The sequence below is a fragment of the Komagataeibacter ossonobensis genome, from assembly GCF_057359305.1.
In genome coordinates this window covers 1-15,747 of the sequence record NZ_JBXAYQ010000036.1, presented here as the reverse complement: position 1 = coordinate 15,747, position 15,747 = coordinate 1, and the positions used below count along the sequence as shown (strand labels likewise).

At 61.8% G+C, this 15,747-nt stretch carries 14 protein-coding genes; 8 read left to right on the top strand and 6 right to left on the bottom strand.

Annotated elements, in window-relative coordinates:
• Window positions 1-9: 9 nt before the first annotated feature.
• Together AC1RQ9_RS15100 and AC1RQ9_RS15095 are read right to left on the bottom strand one after the other, a co-directional pair.
• A complete protein-coding gene (locus AC1RQ9_RS15100) occupies window positions 10-513 on the bottom strand; it encodes a hypothetical protein (protein ID WP_485987612.1) in 504 nt (167 codons plus the stop codon).
• 271 nt (window positions 514-784) lie between these two features.
• A complete protein-coding gene (locus AC1RQ9_RS15095; RefSeq protein ID WP_485987610.1) occupies window positions 785-1,048 on the bottom strand; it encodes a hypothetical protein in 264 nt (87 codons plus the stop codon).
• A 169-nt stretch (window positions 1,049-1,217) separates the two neighbouring features.
• On the opposite strand from AC1RQ9_RS15095, the gene AC1RQ9_RS15090 reads away from it, so the two are divergent.
• The gene (locus tag AC1RQ9_RS15090; RefSeq protein ID WP_485987609.1) at window positions 1,218-2,534 is read left to right on the top strand and encodes an MFS transporter; all 1,317 of its coding nucleotides are present in this window, start codon (window positions 1,218-1,220) and stop codon (window positions 2,532-2,534) included.
• Between the two features lie 411 nt (window positions 2,535-2,945).
• On the opposite strand, the gene AC1RQ9_RS15085 is transcribed toward AC1RQ9_RS15090, so the two are convergent.
• From AC1RQ9_RS15085 to AC1RQ9_RS15070, 4 genes are all read right to left on the bottom strand, one after another.
• On the bottom strand, window positions 2,946-3,224 hold the full coding sequence (locus AC1RQ9_RS15085) for a hypothetical protein (RefSeq protein WP_193733322.1): 279 nt from the start codon (window positions 3,222-3,224) through the stop codon (window positions 2,946-2,948).
• A 135-nt stretch (window positions 3,225-3,359) separates the two neighbouring features.
• Window positions 3,360-4,430, bottom strand: coding sequence for a histidinol-phosphate transaminase (gene hisC, locus AC1RQ9_RS15080; protein WP_485987608.1), 1,071 nt, complete (start codon window positions 4,428-4,430; stop codon window positions 3,360-3,362).
• A 97-nt stretch (window positions 4,431-4,527) separates the two neighbouring features.
• Window positions 4,528-5,076 (bottom strand): ankyrin repeat domain-containing protein, encoded by a 549-nt coding sequence (locus AC1RQ9_RS15075; RefSeq protein WP_193733324.1) that lies wholly within the window; start codon window positions 5,074-5,076, stop codon window positions 4,528-4,530.
• A 96-nt stretch (window positions 5,077-5,172) separates the two neighbouring features.
• Complete coding sequence (locus AC1RQ9_RS15070; RefSeq protein ID WP_485987605.1) at window positions 5,173-6,198, bottom strand: MBL fold metallo-hydrolase; 1,026 nt, start codon at window positions 6,196-6,198, stop codon at window positions 5,173-5,175.
• Here AC1RQ9_RS15070 and AC1RQ9_RS15065 point away from each other — a divergent pair.
• The 7 genes from AC1RQ9_RS15065 to AC1RQ9_RS15035 all read left to right on the top strand — a co-directional run.
• On the top strand, window positions 6,197-6,364 hold the full coding sequence (locus tag AC1RQ9_RS15065; RefSeq protein ID WP_485987604.1) for a hypothetical protein: 168 nt from the start codon (window positions 6,197-6,199) through the stop codon (window positions 6,362-6,364). The two genes, AC1RQ9_RS15070 and AC1RQ9_RS15065, sit on opposite strands and share 2 nt — an antisense overlap.
• Before the next feature lie 215 nt (window positions 6,365-6,579).
• Entirely contained in the window at window positions 6,580-8,691 is a 2,112-nt protein-coding gene (gene tkt / locus AC1RQ9_RS15060; protein WP_485987603.1) for a transketolase, read from the top strand.
• A gap of 110 nt (window positions 8,692-8,801) precedes the next feature.
• Window positions 8,802-11,660 carry a bifunctional transaldolase/phosoglucose isomerase gene (locus tag AC1RQ9_RS15055; protein ID WP_485987601.1) on the top strand — a complete coding sequence of 953 codons (2,859 nt, stop codon included), beginning with the start codon at window positions 8,802-8,804 and terminating at the stop codon, window positions 11,658-11,660.
• A gap of 119 nt (window positions 11,661-11,779) precedes the next feature.
• A complete protein-coding gene (gene gnd, locus AC1RQ9_RS15050; protein ID WP_193733328.1) occupies window positions 11,780-12,778 on the top strand; it encodes a phosphogluconate dehydrogenase (NAD(+)-dependent, decarboxylating) in 999 nt (332 codons plus the stop codon).
• A 150-nt stretch (window positions 12,779-12,928) separates the two neighbouring features.
• Window positions 12,929-14,458, top strand: a complete 1,530-nt coding sequence (gene zwf / locus AC1RQ9_RS15045; protein ID WP_485987600.1) for a glucose-6-phosphate dehydrogenase — start codon at window positions 12,929-12,931, stop codon at window positions 14,456-14,458.
• A complete protein-coding gene (locus tag AC1RQ9_RS15040) occupies window positions 14,455-15,291 on the top strand; it encodes a Cof-type HAD-IIB family hydrolase (protein ID WP_485987599.1) in 837 nt (278 codons plus the stop codon). The genes zwf and AC1RQ9_RS15040 overlap by 4 nt, the downstream gene beginning before the upstream one ends.
• A gap of 27 nt (window positions 15,292-15,318) precedes the next feature.
• The coding region (locus tag AC1RQ9_RS15035; RefSeq protein ID WP_485987598.1) for an HAD family hydrolase at window positions 15,319-15,747 on the top strand (429 nt) is incomplete at its 3' end.

Genomic DNA, 15,747 nt, shown 5'->3' with positions numbered 1-15,747 from the left:
GGCGCGTCTTCAGTCGGAGGACGTGCCCTCGGGCGGGGTAACCACTTCCTCGCCTTCATCCGACCCGTCAACCGACATGATCGCATCCAGCGAGTCACACAGTTTCTTCTGGTTGGCGCTGGCCAGTTTTCCGGGGGCCGCGCATAGCTTGGCGGCATCCGGCACGCAGGATTCGGTTGCGTCCTCGTAATCGGATTCCATGATGTCGTGCGCCAGCGACAGGTTGGGGTTGTGTGCACTTTCCCCCGCTTCCTCAATGACCTTTTCCATCTTGTGCAGGTCTTCAAGCTTGTCGAGGCAGGCCTTGCTGGCCAGATCCGGTTTCAGGCGCAGGACATCCATCGCACGCTGCACCTTCTGCGTGGCCAGGCTCTGGCCGTGGGCAGGGGGGCAGACCAGCGCGGGAGAAAGCAGCAGCAAAGCAACCGGCAATGCGGCAAGGCGTATGGAATTGATGTTCACCGTAACCGTTCCGTCTGTCCATGCCCCGGCATGGGAGGATGCAGCAGGCAATGCCTGTCCCGCACCGGGGTGCGGCCCCGTCCGGGTGTGGGCGGGATGGTGACTATGGCAGGAACCCACCCATGGCGAAAGATGGGGCCAGGTGGTGATGCATATAGCGTATGCATAAAAATATGATCTGAAATCCCCTGATATAATAAGGGAAAAACGAGAATCACGTCGAAAATTTGAGATTTCCCTTACATTCTCGAGAGTTTTTTAGTATAGATTGACCCCACTGAATATATTTTTTGTATCCGTATGGAGGTTGGAGACTATCGGATCACTGTGAAATCGTCCGCAACTGCAACGATTTTGTATATCCAGCCAATTCCTGGTCTTTCCAGTGATGGGAGATCACGTGGTTTTGCCTTTTTTTCAGGTGCGGCCGGGTGTTTTTCATCGATATTGTTATGCAATCCGTACCAATTGGTACGTTTTCTGCTGGATTGACGACTTTTGGCCGGTGGCACTTAATGGGGAAGCAGGTTTGCCAGGCATGATGCGCTGGCGTTTTGGCGCTGGCGCCGTTCTTCTGTTCCCGCATTGCTGTAACCGGTCCGGGTGATTGCACACCCGAACTTGTGAAACTGAGGTTCCGTACTGGTGTTTGCCGGAAATCCGGACGGTACGGACGCAGCCTGCATCGACGCTCCACAATGAGGTGGAGCCCCTCATCTTCGTGTCGGCTGCCTGTGAAAGAGGAGAATCTCCCCTTGAAACAGACAGACAATCTGTCCGAATCAACGTCCATAGCTGATAAGCTTGGCATCCCGGCACCCCTGTTCTGGGGGTTTGTCGGCCTGCTGTTCTTCATGATCGGTGATGGTGTCGAGGCCGGCTACCTGGCCCCCTATCTGGAGGGGCAGGGCATTTCATCGCGCAATACCGCGCTGCTGTTTACCATTTATGGTGTGACCGTCTCGCTGTCCTCATGGGCATCGGGGCCGCTGTCCGATCTGTGGGGCCCCAAGCGGGTCATGTGGATCGGCCTTGCCATCTGGGGTGTGTTCGAGGTCCTGTTCCTGACCTTCGGCGTGGCCGTCAACAGCTATCCCATCATGCTGGCCGCCTACACCATGCGTGGCTTTGGCTATCCTCTGTTCACCTATGGCTTCCTTGTATGGATTGCCGCCGCCACTCCGCCGCGCCAGCTGGGTTCGGCCGCGGGCTGGTTCTGGTTTGCGTTCTCTGGCGGTCTGCCCACGCTGGGTTCGCTGTTCGCCAGTTTCTCCATCCCGCTGATCGGCGAGATGGCGACGTTCTGGTCCTCGCTGGCGCTGGTCATGTTCGGTGGCCTGCTGGCCCTGCTGATGACGCGTGAGCCGATCGGTTCCAGGCGCCTTGCGGCCCCCGGCACGCCGCCGGGCACGATCTTCTTCAGTTCGATTAGCATCCTGTGGCGTGAACCCAAGACGTTTGTCGCCATGATCGTGCGGACCATCAACACGTCGTCCGAATATGCATTCCTGGTCATCATGCCGGCGTTCTTCACCAAGGTCATCGGCTTCTCGCTGTCGCAGTGGCTGCAGCTGCTGTCGATCATCTTCCTGTCGAACATCCTGGTGAACCTTGTGTCCGGCATCACGGCTGACCGTCTGGGCCACCGTACCGTTGTCGCCCTGTTCGGTTGCGTGGGTGCCGCGATCACCGTGCCGCTGTTCTACTATGTGCCGCAGATGTTCCCCGGTAACTTCCCCATCGCTGCCGCCATGGGTGCGCTGTATGGCGCGACGATCGCCGCCTTCGTGCCGCTGTCTGGCCTGGTGCCGCAGATCTGCCCGAAGGAAAAGGCCGCCGCCCTGTCCGCCCTTGGTCTGGGTGCTGGCGCCAGCACATGGGTTGGCCCGGCCATCGTGACATGGTTTGAATCCTGGCACGGGATCGAGGGGATCATCTGGATCTTCTCCGGCCTGTATGTCGCTTCGGCCCTGATGACGCTGGTGCTGACCGTCTCGCCGGAAGCCCGTCGTTACGTTGACGCAGCCGCTGCACGCGGTGATGTGGCGGAAGAAGTGACGCTTGGTCACTGATCCGTCATGGATCCTGACCCGGTCGGTTGTTCCGATACGGGTGGAAAACGGGCCTGCTGCAAAGCAGGCCCGTTTTTTATTGTTCTGAAGGTGCGGGTGAGGTGACAGGAGGGACTGGGGAATATGGCTGCCTTGTGGACAGCAACCTGAGGCTTTGTAGTTCAGGGTAGTTCCCGCCTGGCTGGCACAACCTGTGGATCGGGCACAGGTGAGGATTGCCAATTATGAAGACGTTTTTGGTGAAGCTTTTTCCAAACAGCCTCAAAAAAAGGCGGCACCCAAAAACTTTTCTTTTATTTATCAAAGCATTGTTTTCAGACAGTCGCCAACCGATCCGGACCTGTTTCTCTGACAGGCGACAGGACATGAAAAAGGCCGGTACCCTGCGGGACCGGCCTTTCTTGTGTCTGTTCAGATGCTGCGTTCAGGGCGGCGACGCGGGCTACGTGGCCGGTCCGTGCCGCCGGGGCGGGCAGTATTGCGTTGTTCCCCGGCCTTCAGGGCGGGGGCGGCGCTGACCTCGCTTTCCAGCTGACGGATGCGCTTCTGTACGCTTTCGCGCAGGGCGGGGGCTGTATGCGATTTCATGGTGGCCAGCGTTTCACGCAGGTCACGCAGCTGCTTCTGTTTTTCAGCAAGCGTGCGACGGATCGGCTGGTTGTCGGACATCTGTCCGTGGAATGCGCGCATGATAAGTGTCCTGTGGACCTCGGGTCCAGGAAATGAGTTGTCAACCGTATGGGTAGAAAGACGAACGGCACGTACTGACCGCCTCCTGCCATTCACGGCAGGTCGGGCAGGCGCAGGTACGTGATGAACCGGGGGCTAACCCCCGTTTTGCGCCAGCACGTCAGTCAGTCCCGTTATCAGGGCCTGACAGTCGGCGTCAGTACCAATGGTGATGCGTAGCCACTGTGCAATGCGCGGGGTCCGGAAATGACGCACGATGATTGCCCGTTCCCGCAGGGCGGAGGCAAGATATGCGGCGTCACGGTCCGGGTGCCGGGCGAATATGAAATTCGCCTGTGATGGCAGGACATCGAACCCCATCTTTCCCAGGCTGTCGGTCAGCCTGTTCCGCGAGCTTATGATTTTCTCACGGGTGTTTGCAAGCCATTCCCGATCCTGGATCGCAGCAATGGCCCCCGCCTGCGCCAGACGGTCCAGCGGATAGGAATTGAAGCTGTCCTTCACACGGGTCAGGGCCGCGATCAGGTCGGGCTGCCCGATGGCGTAGCCCACCCGCAATCCCGCCAGCGCGCTGGATTTGGACAGCGTGCGCACGACCAGCAGGTTGGGATGCTGGCCTACCAGCGCAATGGCCGTCTCCGCGCCGAAATCGACATAGGCTTCGTCCACCACCACCACCGCGTCGGGGTGATCCGTCAGCACGGTACGGATGGCGTCCAGACCCAGTGCGATTCCCGTGGGGGCATTGGGATTGGGAATGATGATGCCCCCACACGGCCGGCGATAGGCGGCAATGTCGATGCGCATGTCATCATCCAGCGGCACCGTTTCATGCCTTATGCCATACAGGCCACAGTAAACGGGGTAGAAGCTGTAGGTGATGTCGGGAAACAGCAGCGGTTCGGGATGGTTGAGCAGTCCCTGGAATGTATGGGCCAGCACTTCATCCGATCCATTGCCCACGAAAACGTGGTCGGCCGGGACATCATGCGCGCGCGCGATCGCGGCACACAGCGCCTGCGCCGTGGGATCGGGATACAGGCGCAGCGTGTCGTTGGTCGCAGCCCGTATGGCATCCAGCACCTTGGGCGAGGGGCCATACGGGCATTCATTGGTATTCAGCTTGATCAGGTTGGCCAGTCTGGGCTGCTCCCCCGGCACATAGGGGGTCAGGGTATGGACGACAGGGCTCCAGAAACGGCTCATCAGGGTGAATTCCAGATTGTCAGGGTCATGAAACAGGCGCGCGCCCATCGTGCCTGCAGGCTACGGGCGCGCGGAATGGGTATATGGGAAAAAGTGGTCAGCCCTGGGGCGTGGCCGGACGACCCATGGCGGCGACAAGGGCGGCATTGCCCTGCCGGGTGGCCAGGATGCGCGCGCTGATCCCTTCCCCATCACGCAGGTCGGGATTGGCGCCATGTTCCAAAAGGAAGGTCACCATGGGATCGCGGTTGAACATGACCGCAAAGGTCAGCGGCGTGCGCCCGACAAAGTTGGGCACGTCAATTGCCGCGCCATGTTCCACCAGCACGCGCGCGCACGGCAGGTCGCCCTTGAATGCGACACCGGCCAGCGCGGTCGCCCCCTTTGCATCCTGCAGGTTGGGGTTGGCCCCACCCGCCAGCAGGGCGCGCACGGTTTCGGCATGGCCGTTATAGGCCGCCAGGATCAGCGCGGTATAACCTTTGTCGTTGCGGGCGTCGGGGTTGATGCCCGCGTTCAGGAATTCGCTTACCAGGTCTGTCTGCCCGTCACGGGCGGCGGACAGGAACAGGGTCTCGATTTCCGCGCTGCTGAAGGATTCGGGTGCGGCGGCGGCGGGGTCGCCGCTGGCGATTGTCTTGCTCATGTGCCTGCCTCGCTGGTCGGGTTGCGGAAAACGGGGGCTAGTCCCGTCAGGTGGGGCGGATCATAGGACGGTTCGGCTGAAAAGAACATCGGGCAATCATGCATCATCGGGTTGCCGCCATGCGATGTCGCGGCATTCCCCATGGTCCATGACCCCCATCACATCAGGGGGCAGGCCGCTATCCTGCACGGCCCGGGCCAGGCGGCGCACGGGTTCGTCCATGGGTTCGTCCGTCAGGCGGAACGTGCCGAAATGCATGCCGATACCATGTCGCGCCCCAAGCTGGCGCAGGCCCTCCAGCGCTTCCTCGGGGGTGGTATGCACGCCCGCCATCAGGTCGCGCGGATCATACGCCCCGATGGGCAGGAGTGCGATATCGGGCGCGCCCAGACGGTCATGGATCAGCCCCCAGTGCCGCCCATGCGCGGTATCCCCGGCAAAGAACAGCTGGTGCCCCGCATCGTCGCGCAGCATGAACCCGCCCCACAGGCTTTTGTTGCGGTCAAATGGTGTGCGGGCCGCGCCATGGCGGGCGGGGGTACAGGTTATCTGCAGGCCCGGGATGGCCATGGACTGCCACCAGTCCAGTTCCATGATCCGCCGCAACCCGGTTGCACGCATGAAGCGCGCGTTGCACAGCGGTGTGACCACCAGCGGGTCATCCCCGCGCCGGGCAATGGCCCGCAGCGTGGGCAGGTCCATGTGGTCGTAATGGGCGTGGGATACCAGTACCACGTCAATGTGCGGCAGGTCGGCCAGCGCCCGGCCCGGCGCACGTACCCGCCTGGGCCCCATGAAGGAAAAGGGCGAGCAGCGCAGGGAGAAAATGGGATCGGTCAGGATGCTCAGCGCCGTGCCATCGGGGCGGGGCAGGCGGATCAGGAACGTACTGTGCCCGATAAAGGTCACCTGCACCGTGCCGGGTGCGGGAATGGCATGCGGGTCGCCGATGGGGGCAGGGTTTTCCATCCATGCGGGCCAGTCCGATTTTGGCCGGTTCCACTGCCATTTCAGAATGGACAGCCGCCGCATCCGCCCCGGTGGCGCGGCGTCGGGACGGATGGCGGGGGGATTGAAAAAGCGGGTGCCATCCGTGTGGTCGCTGGCGGGTAGCGGGGACATGCATGGTCTCCATGGGCGGACGGTGCGTGGCCCTGATCTGGTGGGGGAGGTCGGGGCCTGTGTCAAATTCCATGCCTGCGCGCAGTCGGGGGCCGGGCAACCGGGGGGATGGTCACGCGCTGTCACATGTAATGGCGGGACATGGCGCGCATGTTCGGCGGGGTAAGGGTAACGGCTTGACGAGATGGCTTGTTCCGTCCCGAAGGTCGTGAGAAGGTGCGTGCCGTGAAAAGCCTTTTTTCCTTGTGCTCCGTGCTGTCCGCCGCCGGGCGGCCCGGGTGCGGGTGGTATGGAAAGAAAAACAAGAAAGGTTGTCGTGTTCAGGCCGCATGCCCGGCCCGATCAGGACAGCAACCATGGCTGTAAGGAGGCCGGTCTCTCATGCGTTCCCTGAATACATCCCCCCTGATGGCACCTGAAGGAGGTGGCGCAATGCCCACCAATATCGATACGCTGTGCATCAATACGATCCGTACGCTGTCCATGGATGCGGTGCAGAAGGCGAATTCCGGCCACCCCGGCACCGCCATGGCGCTTGCCCCCGTGGCCTATACGCTGTGGCGCGATGTGCTGAACTATGACCCGGCCAACCCGCTATGGCCCAACCGGGACCGTTTCGTGCTGTCGATCGGGCACGCGTCCATGCTGCTGTATTCGCTGATCTACCTGGCCGGTATCCGCGATGTGCGCCCCGGCGGGGCCAGTAATGACCGCCCCGCCCTGACGCTGGAGGATATCGAGCAGTTCCGCCAGCTGGACTCGCTTACGCCCGGCCACCCGGAATACCATCACACCGCAGGTGTCGAAACCACGACCGGGCCACTGGGCCAGGGCTGCGGTAATTCAGTGGGCATGGCGATCGCGGAAAAATGGCTGGCCGAACGCTATAACCGCCCCGGGTTCACGCTGTTCGATCACCACGTCTATACGCTGTGCGGTGATGGCGACAACATGGAAGGCGTCTCCAGCGAGGCCGCGTCCATCGCGGGTCACCTGAAGCTCGGGAACCTGACATGGATCTATGACAGCAACCATATTTCCATCGAAGGCTCGACCAATATCGCCTTTACCGAAAGCGTGCACAAACGCTTCGAGGCCTATGGCTGGCATGTCCTTGAACTGAAGGATGCCAACGATACCGGCGACATGCGCCGCCTGCTGGCCGAAGCGAAGGCCGAAACCTCCCGCCCGACGCTGATCATTGTCCATTCCATCATTGGCTGGGGCGCGCCGCACCTTGCCGGGACGGCCGAAGCGCACGGCTCCCCGCTGGGCGTCGAGGAAATCCGCGAGACCAAGAAATTCTACGGCTGGCCGGAAGACAGGAACTTCTACGTGCCCGATGGCGTGCCGGAACACTTCCAGGCGGGAATCGCCACCCGGGGTGCTGACGCGTCCAGGGCGTGGGATGATCTGTTCAAGGCCTATCGCGCCAAATATCCCGATGAGGCAGCCCAGCTTGATCACATCTTCGCTGGCACCCTGCCCGAAGGATGGGACAGCAACATCCCGGTATTCGATACGGACGCCAAGGGTGTCGCCTCCCGCGCCAGTTCGGGCAAGGTCCTGAACGAAATCGCGAAGAATTACCCGTGGATGATCGGTGGCTCGGCCGACCTGTCGCCGTCCACCAAGACGCACCTGACATTCGATGGCGCGGGTGATTTCCAGCCGCCGCAGTGGGGCGGGACCTATGGCGGGCGCAACCTGCATTTCGGCGTGCGCGAACATGCAATGGGATCGATCAGCAACGGGCTGGCGCTGTATGGCCTGCGGGCCTACTGCTCGGGCTTCCTGATCTTCTCTGATTACATGAAGCCGCCCATCCGGCTGTCTTCGCTCATGAAGCTGCCGGTGACCTATATCTTCACCCATGATTCGATCGGGGTGGGCGAAGACGGGCCGACCCACCAGCCCATCGAACAGCTGGCCCAGCTGCGCGCCACCCCCGGCGTGACCGTGCTGCGCCCGGCGGACGCGAACGAGGTGGCCGAAGCGTGGCGCACGCTCATCCAGATCACCGACCGTCCCAGCGTGCTGGCGCTGAGCCGCCAGAACCTGCCCACCATCTGCCGCAAGACCTATGCGCCGGCAACAGGTCTGGCAAAAGGGGCCTATGTCCTTGCGGATACCGACGGGCGTCCCGATGTCATCCTCATGGCAACGGGTAGCGAGGTCGGCCTGATCGTGAAGGCTGCGGAAAAGCTTAAGGCGGATGGCATCGGGGTGCGTCTGGTCTCCATGCCGTCATGGGATCTGTTCGAGGCCCAGCCCAAGACCTATCGCGACAGCGTCCTGCCGCCCGATGTCACCGCGCGCGTCGCGGTGGAGCAGGCAGCAGGGCTTGGCTGGGACCGTTATACCGGCCTTGCGGGGGAGATGATCGTCATGCACGGGTTTGGCGCCTCCGCCCCGGCGGGACAGCTGGAGGTCAAATTCGGTTTCACGGTTGACGCCGTGGTGGCCGCAGCCCGCAGGCAGGCGGGCAAATAGGCACAATGGACAGGCAGGCGGGACAGTGCGTTCCGCCTGCCTTGTTTTTGAAGAAGCAGTATTGGCGACGCGGGGCCTGCCCGCGCTGCCGCAGGCAAAGGAAGCACGGCATGAGTGCGCAAGAATCTGGTAGCGAAAATCCGTTAAAGGAACTGGCCCGCTATGGTCAGTCCCCATGGCTGGACTTCATCCAGCGTTCCTATACCGAAAATGGCAGCCTGAAGAAGCTGGTGGATGAAGACGGGCTGAAGGGTGTGACCTCCAACCCCGCCATCTTCCAGAAGGCCATGGGGCAGGGCACGGATTACGATGCCCAGATCCGTTCGGTGCTGGCGCACCAGGTGCTTGATGCAGGCGCGCTGTACGAACTGCTGGCGGTGGACGATATCCGGGCGGCAGCCAGGGTGCTGTATCCCGTCTATGAACAGACAAAGGGCGTGGACGGTTATGTCAGCCTTGAGGTCTCGCCGTATCTGGCGCGTGACACCAAGGGCACGCTGCATGAAGCGCTGCGTCTGTGGAAAGCGGTTGATGCCCGCAACCTCATGATCAAGATTCCCGGCACTGAAGAAGGCGTGCCCGCCGTGCGCGCCGCCATTGCCGAAGGGCTGAGCATCAACGTCACCCTGCTGTTCTCGATCGATGCCTACAAGAAGGTACTGGAAGCCTACATCACCGGGCTTGAGGACCGTCTTGGCCGTGGCGAGAGTGTGAAGGGCATCGCCAGTGTCGCGTCCTTCTTCGTCAGCCGCATCGATGTGAAGATCGACAAGGAAATCGACGCCCGCGTGGCGAAGGGCGACAAGGACAGCGCCGCGCTGAAGGCGCTGCGCGGCAAGGTCGCGATCGCCAACGCCAAGATGGCGTACGAACACTGGAAGGACGTGACGGCCAGCCCGCGGTGGAAAAAGCTGGCCGATGCCGGCGCCCAGCCACAGCGCCTGCTGTGGGCCAGCACGGGCACGAAGGACAAGTCCTTCAGCGACGTGCTGTATGTGGATGGCCTGATCGGCCCCGAAACCGTCAACACCATTCCCCCCGCCACATTCGACGCCTTCCGTGACCACGGCAAGGTGGCCCCGACCCTGACGCAGGATATCGAGGGCGCGAAGAAGGTGATGACCGAAGCCCGGCGTCTTGGCCTTGACCTTGATGGCGTGACCAAGGTGCTGGTGGATGAGGGTGTCGCCTCCTTCGCTGATGCGTTTGATGACCTGCTGGGTTCGGTCGCGGCCAAGCAGGCGGCGTTCCTTGGCAGGAAGGTGACATCCACCGCGCTCAAGCTGCCTGCCGACCTGAAAAAGGCGGTCGATGCGGAACTGGAGACATGGCGCAGGAAGGGCAATGTCCGCCGTTTATGGGACAGGGACGCAACCCTGTGGACCGGCAAGGACGAGGCAAGCTGGCTGAAATGGCTGGACATCACCGATGACCAGGTGGCCGCCCTGTCGAAATTCGAGGATTTCCAGGCAGAGGTGAAGGCCCGCGGCTTCCGTGATGCGCTGCTGCTGGGCATGGGGGGTTCCAGCCTTGGGCCTGAAGTGCTGGCCCAGACATTTGGCAAGCATGAGGGCTTCCCGCACCTGTACGTGCTGGACAGCACGGATCCGCAGCAGGTACGTGACTTCGAGAAGAAGATCGATATCAGCAAGACGCTGTTCATCGTCTCGTCCAAGTCCGGCGGCACGCTGGAGCCGAATATCCTCAAGGCCTATTTCTTCGATCAGGCGAAAAAGGTGCTGGGCGACAAGGTCGGTTCGCACTTCATCACCGTGACCGATCCGGGTTCGCACATGGAAGACGTGGCGAAGAAGGACAAATTCTGGAAAATCTTCTACGGTGAAAAGCAGATCGGTGGCCGGTATTCCGTGCTGTCCGATTTCGGCATGGTGCCCGCAGCCGTCGCGGGCCTGCCGCTGAAGCTGCTGCTGGAATCCGCACAGCGTGGCGAGAAATCCTGTGCCGCGTCTGTGCCCCCGGCGCAGAATCCCGGCGTGGTGCTGGGTGCCGTTCTGGGGGTTGCCGCGCGCGATTTCGGACGTGACAAGGTCACCATCATCGCATCCCCCGGCATTTACGACATGGGCGCATGGCTGGAACAGCTTCTGGCGGAATCGACCGGCAAGGATGGCAAGGGCCTGATTCCCATCGATGATGAAACCATCGGCAAGCCGGGTGTGTATGGCACGGACCGGGTGTTTACCTACCTGCGTCTGGCCGAAGATCCGTGCCCGAAGCAGGACGCGGCCTTTGCCGCGCTGGTCGAGGCGGGTGAGCCGGTCGTCACCATCGAACTGCATGAACGCCGTCAGGTGCTGGAAGAATTCTTCCGCTGGGAATTCGCGACGGCTGTCGCCGGTTCGATCATCGGCATCAACGCCTTCAACCAGCCTGATGTCGAGGAATCGAAGATCGAAACCAAGAAGATCACCACCGCCTATAACGAAACCGGCAAGCTGCCGCCGTACGAACCGTTCGCCAAGGATGGCCCGTTCGCCTTCTATGCCGATCCGAAAAACGCTTCGGCGCTGGGTGGCGGCAAGACGGCCGAAGCGATCCTCAAGGCCCATTTCGCCCGTGGCAAGGCAGGCGACTACGTTGCCCTGCTGGCCTATATTGACCGTGATACATGGACGCGTGAATGGATCCAGAAGGTACGTCTGGACCTGCGTGATGCGCTGAAGCTGGCCACGGCCGCCGAATTCGGCCCCCGTTTCCAGCATTCCACCGGGCAGGCCTACAAGGGTGGGCCTGATACGGGCGTGTTCCTGCAGATCACATGTGATGATGAAGTCAACCTGCCGGTGCCGGGTGAGAAATATACCTTCGGCATCGTCAAGGAAGCGCAGGCCCGTGGCGACATGGAGGTACTGGCCGAACGTGGCCGCCGCGTGCTGCGTGTCCACATCCATGGTGAGCTGAAGGCTGGCCTTGAAAAACTTGGGCAGGATATCGCCCGCGCGGTCTGACCGCATGCTGGCCCGCCCCTTCCGGTGAGGGGGCGGGCTTTTTGATTGTGGTCATTGGGCAATGACCGCCAGGACGGTAGGACTATGACCCTATCCCCCTTTTCCAGGAGTGTTTGATTATGCAGATTGGTATTGTTGGCCTTGGCAAGATGGGCGGCAACATTTCCATCCGCCTGACCCGTCATGGCCATGACGTAGTGGCCTTTGACCGTGATCCCGCGGTCACGGCAAAGGTGTGCGGCCAGGCCGAAGGCAAGCGCTGCATCCCGGCCACCGGACTTGCGGACATGGTGGGCAAGCTGTCCGGCCGCAAGGTGGTCTGGCTGATGCTGCCCGCGGGCGAGGTGACGGAAGCGGCGGTGCAGGAACTTGGCGGCCTGCTGGGCAAGGGCGACATCGTGATCGATGGCGGCAATTCCTTCTACAAGGACGACATCCGCCGCGCTGCCGAACTGATGAAGAAGGGCATCCACTACGTCGATGTCGGCACCTCGGGCGGTGTATGGGGTCTGGAACGCGGCTACTGCATGATGTACGGCGGCACCAAGGACGCCACCGACTATATCGACCCCATCCTGTCGGCCCTTGCACCGGGAATCGGCGATATCCCGCGCACCCCGAACCGTGACAAGCCGGGTTTCGACCCGCGCGCGGAACAGGGCTACCTGCATTGCGGTCCCGCAGGGTCCGGCCATTTCGTGAAGATGGTCCATAACGGCATCGAATACGGCATCATGCAGGCCTTCGCCGAAGGCTTTGACGTGATGAAGTCCAAGAATTCGACCGAACTTGCCGAAGACCAGCGTTTCGAACTGAACATGGCGGACATTGCCGAAGTCTGGCGCCGTGGCAGTGTCGTGTCGTCGTGGCTGCTGGACCTGTCGGCCAGCGCGCTGGCGGGCAACCCCGACCTGTCGAACTACAAGGGCGACGTGGCCGATTCCGGCGAAGGTCGCTGGACGATCGAGGCCGCGATCGAGGAAGCGGTGCCTGTGCCCGTCATCACCGCATCGCTGTTCACGCGCTTCCGTTCACGCACGGGCAACAACTTTGGTGAAAAGATGCTGTCCGCCATGCGCTTCGGCTTTGGCGGTCACATCGAGGGTACGAATAACTGACCTGACACACGGTTGGTAACTGACGGGACGCCGGGGTGCTACGCATTCCGGGTCCCGGCTGTTCCTGGAACAAACGACAGCGCTCAATGACTGCAACCGGAACAGCCGGGGGAGGAATACAGGCGGAAACAGTCCAGGGACAGCATTACAATGGAAAACATCATTGCCTCGGCGGTATCACAGGTTGGCGATCCCGGGCATGAAGCCGCCCCCCGGCGCAGCCCGCCGGGATCGTTTGTCATCTTTGGTGGTGGGGGCGACCTGACGCGTCGCCTGTTGCTGCCTGCCATATACAATCTGGCCTGTGCCGGCTTGCTGGATGACGGTTTCGGTGTCGTGGCGGTTGACCGCGCCGAACTGACCGATGCGCAGCTACAGCGCAATGTCCGCGCCGCGCTGGAGGATTTTGCCGCCCGCCGTGGCGCTGAAGCCGTGACATTGCGTGAGGACGTATGGGCATGGATGCAGCCGCGTATCCGCTACGTGCGCGGCGATTTCGAATCCATGCAGACCTATCAGGACATCGCCGCGACCGTGGGTGAGCAGAACTGCATTTTCTACCTTGCCGTGGCTGCCCGTTTCTTTGGCCCCATCGTGGACCGGTTGGGGGAGACGGGATTGGTGCGCGAGGGACGGCATACCTTCCGCCGCGTCATCGTGGAAAAACCCTTCGGCCACGACCTGCCATCGGCCGTGGCGCTGAACGAACGGCTCCTGCATACGCTGACGGAACAGCAGATCTACCGCATCGACCATTACCTTGGTAAGGAAACGGTCCAGAACATCCTTGCATTGCGGTTTTCCAACGGTTTTTTTGAACCCCTGTGGAACCGCCAGAATATCGACCACGTCCAGATCACCGCGGCCGAGACGGTGGGCGTGGAACAGCGTGCGAAATTTTATGAAGGCACCGGCGCCCTGCGCGACATGGTGCCCAACCATGTCATGCAGCTTCTGGCCATGACGGCGATGGAAGCGCCGATTTCGTTCGATGCCGATGCCGTGCGCAATGAAAAGACCAAGGTGCTGGACGCCATCCATCCCCTGCTGCCGCAGGATGTAGTGCGCGGGCAGTACGCGCCGGGAGTGGTGGGCGGCAGGGAAGTGCCCGGTTACCGGCAGGAACCCGGCGTGGATCCCCATTCCCTGACCGAAACCTACATGGCGATGAAGTTCCAGATCGATAACTGGCGCTGGGCCGGGGTGCCGTTCTATGTCCGCACGGGCAAGCGGCTGGCCGCGCGCAAGACCGAAATCGCCATCCACTTCAAGTCGGCCCCCTATGCGCTGTTCCGCGATACGCCGGTGGAAAAGCTGGCGCCCAACATCATGGTCATCCATATCCAGCCGACCGAAGGCGTGACCATGCAGTTTTCGGCCAAGGTTCCCGGCCCGTCCGTGCGACTGGGTGGTGTGCGGATGAAATTCGACTATGCCGAATGGTTCAGCGAAGGGCCCAGTACGGGGTATGAGACCCTGATCTATGACTGCATGATCGGGGACGCCACCCTGTTCCAGCGCGCGGATAACATCGAGGCCGGATGGCGCGCCGTGCAGCCGGTTCTGGACTGGGGACAGGATGCGCGCAGCCTTGATTTCTATGCGGCTGGCAGCGAGGGGCCGGAAGCGGCCGACGCCCTGCTGGCCCGCGACCACCGCCACTGGCTGAAGATTGGATGATGCCGATGACCCCACCCGTCACCCCCGCAGGGGACGTCCGCCTTGTCATATCCGATATTGACGGGACCCTGATTACGCCGGAACGCAAGCTGACCCCCGCCGCGCGGCAGGCGGCGGATGATGTGCGCGAAGCTGGCATCAAGCTCAGCCTGGTCAGCAGCCGCGCGCCACGGGGCATGATGCAGTTTGTCAGGGAACTGCGTATCGATACCCCCATTGCGGGGCTGAATGGCGGCCTGATCTGTGATCCCGACGGCACGATCCGCGAACGGCTGTCCCTTGACCCGGAAACAGCCCGGACGGCGGTTGAATTCCTGATCGCCCACGGGGTCGAACCATGGCTGTTCATCGGCCACGACTGGCTGGTGCGCCGTGATGACACGCCGCAGGTCCGTCATGAACGTGACGTGGTGCAGACCACCCCAGTACAGGTGGACGATTTTGCCGGGCATTATGAAAATGTGGGCAAGATCATGGGGGTGTCAGCCGATCCCGCCGCCCTGCCGGAGGTGGAACGCGCGCTTGCGGACCTGCTGGCTGGCAAGGCGAGCGTACACCGGTCCTCACCCATTTACCTTGATATTACGCATCCATGGGCGAACAAGGGCTATGCGGCAAAAGAACTGGCAAAACTGATGGATATTGATATCCGGAATACGGCGTGTATCGGGGATATGAACAACGATATTCCCATGCTGAAGGAAGCCGGGGTCAGCATCGCCATGGGCAACGCGCCCGATAATGTGAAGGCCCATGCCCGTTTCGTGACGCGGTCCAATACGCAGGATGGATGGGCTTTTGCCATGGAAAGTTTTGTATTGCCCCGCGCATAGGCGCGCGGCACAGAAGGGAGAGGCACCATGCCCCAGGACGCAGCCGGAACGCCAGCCAGCCAGATCAGACTGGTTCTGGCCGATGTGGATGGCACCCTGGTCACGAAGGACAAGATCCTGACGCCCCGGGCGATCCGGGCTGTCGAACGCCTGCGTGAACGCGGGATCCTGTTCACCATCACCAGCGGCCGCCCGCCCAAGGGCATGAAGATGGTCATTGACCCGCTGAAGATTTCCGAACCGATCGCGGGTTTCAACGGCGGTATGATGGTCAGACCCGATTTTACCGTGATCGAGGCCCGCACGCTGCCAGCTGATACGGCGCGCAAGGTGATCGGCATCATCCGCGACCACGGGGCCGATCCGTGGGTCTATAACGGCAATGACTGGATCGTCTCGAAACCTGATGCGCCGCATGTCGCGCGCGAACAGTGGACGGTCAAATTCCCGCCCGTG

Excerpts from the sequence above, each read along its gene's own strand:
- AC1RQ9_RS15095 (WP_485987610.1), bottom strand. The coding sequence starts at position 1,048 with ATGCGGGAACAGAAGAACGGCGCCAGCGCCAAAACGCCAGCGCATCAT.
- AC1RQ9_RS15085 (WP_193733322.1), bottom strand. The coding sequence starts at position 3,224 with ATGCGCGCATTCCACGGACAGATGTCCGACAACCAGCCGATCCGTCGC.
- hisC (WP_485987608.1), bottom strand. The coding sequence starts at position 4,430 with ATGAGCCGTTTCTGGAGCCCTGTCGTCCATACCCTGACCCCCTATGTG.
- AC1RQ9_RS15075 (WP_193733324.1), bottom strand. The coding sequence starts at position 5,076 with ATGAGCAAGACAATCGCCAGCGGCGACCCCGCCGCCGCCGCACCCGAA.
- AC1RQ9_RS15065 (WP_485987604.1), top strand. The coding sequence starts at position 6,197 with ATGCATGGTCTCCATGGGCGGACGGTGCGTGGCCCTGATCTGGTGGGG.
- AC1RQ9_RS15070 (WP_485987605.1), bottom strand. The coding sequence starts at position 6,198 with ATGTCCCCGCTACCCGCCAGCGACCACACGGATGGCACCCGCTTTTTC.
- tkt (WP_485987603.1), top strand. The coding sequence starts at position 6,580 with ATGCGTTCCCTGAATACATCCCCCCTGATGGCACCTGAAGGAGGTGGC.
- AC1RQ9_RS15055 (WP_485987601.1), top strand. The coding sequence starts at position 8,802 with ATGAGTGCGCAAGAATCTGGTAGCGAAAATCCGTTAAAGGAACTGGCC.
- gnd (WP_193733328.1), top strand. The coding sequence starts at position 11,780 with ATGCAGATTGGTATTGTTGGCCTTGGCAAGATGGGCGGCAACATTTCC.
- zwf (WP_485987600.1), top strand. The coding sequence starts at position 12,929 with ATGGAAAACATCATTGCCTCGGCGGTATCACAGGTTGGCGATCCCGGG.
- AC1RQ9_RS15040 (WP_485987599.1), top strand. The coding sequence starts at position 14,455 with ATGATGCCGATGACCCCACCCGTCACCCCCGCAGGGGACGTCCGCCTT.